Source organism: Mesorhizobium sp. M7A.F.Ca.ET.027.03.2.1 (assembly GCF_003999175.1).
In the GTDB taxonomy this organism is placed as follows: domain Bacteria; phylum Pseudomonadota; class Alphaproteobacteria; order Rhizobiales; family Rhizobiaceae; genus Mesorhizobium.
Genome location: NZ_RZOM01000773.1, coordinates 1 through 3013, shown reverse-complemented (window position 1 = coordinate 3013; position 3013 = coordinate 1). Strand labels below are relative to the sequence as shown.

The following is a 3013-nucleotide window of genomic DNA, read 5'->3' as shown; positions in this document are numbered from 1 at the left end:
TGGCCTCGGTGGTGGCGAGAACTTCGGCGGCGACCGAAGCGGAAGTCGGAATCATCGGGTTCGAGGGAATGACCGGCTCGGCCCTGGTCATGGGGGACGACCAGGCCAACTTTGACTGTTACGTCCAGTCGACATGCGAGGCCCTCCGGATGGAGGCTGCCCCCTTCGTCGAAGCCCTGGAGGACAGTCCTACATTGCGACCGTTCCTGTTGCGCTATGTCCAATATTTCCACGTTCAGACAAGCTACACCGCATCGATCAACGCACGGCAGAGCCTGGAAGTCCGACTGGCGAGATGGCTTCTGATGTGCAGCGACCGTACTGTCGGCGACCGGCTCATGATAACCCATGAATTTCTGTCCATCATGCTTGGTGTCAGGCGTCCGGGGGTTACCGTCGGCCTCCAGATGATCGAGAGTTACGGTTATATCCGGGCGCGCCGCGGAGAGATCACGATCCGCGATCGAGATGGTCTCATAAAGTTGGCGCGAGACTCTTACGGCCCACCCGAAACCCAGTACCGCCGGCTTATCGGAGATTTGGGCTCGAAGCATCCCGCGAGGCAGGAGCGGCCACTCGCTTGAGGGCCGGGGCCAACAGAGGCTTCTCCGCCACTGAACCGCCAAGAAGACATTTCGAGTGGCCGACGCGATGATGCCGGTGAGACACCGTTGCCCAAACCCGCGCCGGCCACCGCGGCATTTTTTGGGGATGCCGCGTTGCCAATCTAGTTGCTGACAAGCAACTGGCAACGGAAGCTGATGGTTCGGTAAGAATCGTACGTACATGGACGCAGCGTCCCTCGATCGCATTCAAGGCATGCCCGCGGAATCCTGGATTGAATACAGTCACCCCGATAGACTCCGGATTGACAGGCTTTGTCCGGTCAGTGCGGTGATATCCGCAGGGCGGAGTGCAGATTTGCTGGCTCGGTTCCGATATTGCCAGGCGGACTGGCCTTCACCATCTAGCTGGGATGGCGACACCCAAATCGAAAGCACTCGGCTCCGACTCATCCGGGCTCCAGCACGATCTCTTTGGTGCCGCCGACGACCTGCCGGAAGGTTTCCTCTACCAGCCTGATCTTATCACCGCGCAAGAAGAAACCGAACTCGCCCGGCATCTCGAAGGCCTGCCTTTCGAGGCGTTCGATTTCCATGGCCATCTGGCAAACCGGCGCGTCGTGGGTTTTGGCCTGCGCTACGACTACGATAGGCGCCAGGTGGTCGAGGCCCCGCCGATCCCTGACTTCCTGTTGGCCCTGCGCGACCAGATCGCGGCGTTGGCAGGCAAGCCCGCCGAGGCCTTCGCGCAAGTGTTGATCAATGAATACCGGCCCGGCGCCGGCATCGGCTGGCATCGAGACAAACCTCATTTCGAAGACGTTGCGGGTGTTTCGTTGCTGGCGCCTTGCAGCTTCCGGCTCCGGCGGAAGAATGGCGCCAAGTGGGATCGCCGGACCATCGTCGTCGAACCAAGGTCGGCGTATCTCATGACTGGACGATCGCGCACGGAATGGGAGCACAGCATTCCGCCAGTTGACCTGCATCGATACTCGATCACCTTGCGGACATTGCGCTAACTCCGCAGGAGCATAAGAACCTTCTTTTCCGCCGACGGCGGCGTGCCACGCGATCCACCGATCTCCGGAAGATCGAAAGCCAGCGTAAAGTATCGCCCGCCGAGTTCATCGATCACACCATCATAGATTTTCCGGGAATGGGGCCAGCGTGCAGAAGGATCAAGGCCGGTCGGCCCGGATCGCCGGCCGTGGATACCGCCAGCTGCATATCGCCTGCTTCGAGGGACGAGCATCGTTGATCCATTCTCAGGAATTCAGGAGAAAACGACGAGCGATCGACTAAGTTGCCCCACTGGTTGCAGTTCTCCAGCGGTGGTCAGTGCTCAAGAGCCAGCCGCTGTGTGCCGGCTGGACCGTCGCCACGTGGGAGGAGGGGCAATCTCGCCACCGGCCTGTTGGTCAGCCTGGCGGAACAAGCATTCAACCCTGGCGTTAAATGCCGGGCGGTCCCGCAACGGGCGAATGGGCTGTCGCGAGGAAGTCGGGGCGATCGCAATTAGGACAATGCAGGGAGATCCAGATGCCGCTCACGGCCTTCGCACTTAATTGCTCGCTCAAAGCTTCGAACGACAGAGAAAAATCCTCCACCGATCGGTTGCTCGCCGATGTCCTGGCGGCGCTGATGCAATACGAGGTGAAGGGCGAGATCGTGCGTGCGCTCAGTCACGATATCAAACCCGGCGTGCTCTCCGACATGGGCGAGGGCGACGATTGGCCGAAACTCAGAAAGAAAATACTGGCGGCCGACATTTTCGTACTCGGGCTCCCGATCTGGCTTGGCCAGCCCTCGAGTGTGGCCAAGCGCGTCCTGGAGCGGATGGATGCGTTTCTCGAGGAGACCGATGACAAAGGGCGCATGCCGGCAGCAGGAAAGGTGGCCTTGGTGGCCATCGTCGGCAATGAGGACGGTGCGCATCACTGCCACGCGGAATGCTTTCAGGCACTGAACGATGTTGGCTTCACCATCCCGGCCAATGGCGGGGTCTACTGGGTCGGCGAGGCCTTGCAGGAGGTTAACTATGTCGATCTGCCGGCGACTCCGGAAAAAGTCTCGGGTGCGATCGAAATGGCAGCATCAAACGCCGCCCATCTCGCTGGATTGCTGAAAGACCGGGGCTACTTGGGCATCTCGGGGTGACCTTTGTTCGCCTGACATCCTTCAACCTGGCAGCGTCGATGCGGTCTCAGTCGGGAACAGGAAGGCTTGTAGCGAGTTCATAATCACATCAGCCGGCGACCGCCGCTCCGTCTAAGGCGCGAAGCCGCAAACAGGAGAGCAAGTCATGGGTCTCGGCACAATTCTTATCATCATTCTGATTATTGCATTGCTTGGCGGTTTTAGTGGGCTTGGCGGCGGGCCATTCTACGGCACCGGCTATTACGGCGGGGGCGGCCTCGGTCTTCTGCTGCTTATAGTCATTATCCTGGTCG

General features: G+C 59.9%; 4 protein-coding genes. All 4 read left to right on the top strand.

Translation table 11 applies throughout. From position 1 onward, the window contains the following. The coding region (locus tag EN750_RS26575; protein WP_145967931.1) for a Crp/Fnr family transcriptional regulator at positions 1 to 584 on the top strand (584 nt) is incomplete at its 5' end. A gap of 392 nt (positions 585 to 976) precedes the next feature. Continuing rightward, positions 977 to 1582 carry an alpha-ketoglutarate-dependent dioxygenase AlkB gene (locus EN750_RS26570; protein WP_127398381.1) on the top strand — a complete coding sequence of 202 codons (606 nt, stop codon included), beginning with the start codon at positions 977 to 979 and terminating at the stop codon, positions 1580 to 1582. Positions 1583 to 2102: 520 nt separating this feature from the next. Next, positions 2103 to 2720: an NAD(P)H-dependent oxidoreductase gene (locus EN750_RS26560; RefSeq protein WP_127398379.1), complete on the top strand. Its 618-nt coding sequence runs from the start codon at positions 2103 to 2105 to the stop codon at positions 2718 to 2720. A 145-nt stretch (positions 2721 to 2865) separates the two neighbouring features. After that, positions 2866 to 3013, top strand: a 148-nt coding sequence (locus EN750_RS26555) for a DUF3309 family protein (RefSeq protein ID WP_127398377.1), incomplete at its 3' end; no start/stop codon positions are given.